The sequence below is a fragment of the Stenotrophomonas sp. NPDC078853 genome, from assembly GCF_044901215.1.
In the GTDB taxonomy this organism is placed as follows: domain Bacteria; phylum Pseudomonadota; class Gammaproteobacteria; order Xanthomonadales; family Xanthomonadaceae; genus Stenotrophomonas; species Stenotrophomonas lacuserhaii.
Genome location: NZ_JBJDOQ010000032.1, coordinates 9,691 through 10,123, shown reverse-complemented (window position 1 = coordinate 10,123; position 433 = coordinate 9,691). Strand labels below are relative to the sequence as shown.

Sequence of the window (433 nt, the reverse complement as noted above, 5' to 3'; positions counted from 1 at the left end):
GTTTCTTCGTCCGGACGACGACGCGCGGCAGCCGGCTGGTAGCCGAAACCACGTTCGATCTTCAGACGCATGTTGACTGCCGTATCCTTGGTCAGGTTGCAGATCACGTGGTCGCCGTTGAGGACCTCCACGTTGTGATCGACCTTGATGTCGGCAGCGGTAACGACGCCCGGACCCTGCTTGGACAGGGACAGGGTGGCGCTGTCGCCGGTATGCATACGGATGGCCACGTCCTTCAGGTTGAGCAGGACTTCAAGCACGTCCTCCTGCAGACCTTCGACCGTGGTGTACTCATGCAACACGCCGTCGATTTCGACTTCCGTGATCGCGAAGCCCGGGATGGACGACAGCAGGACGCGACGCAGGGCGTTGCCCAGCGTGTGCCCATAACCACGCTCCAAGGGTTCGATAACGACCTTGGCGCGTGTGTCGG

The 433-nt window shown here is 61.4% G+C and carries 1 pseudogene; it reads right to left on the bottom strand.

Annotated features, from left to right (window positions below):
- A pseudogene (locus ACI2JH_RS19575) lies at positions 1-433 on the bottom strand (DNA-directed RNA polymerase subunit alpha); the annotation flags it as partial.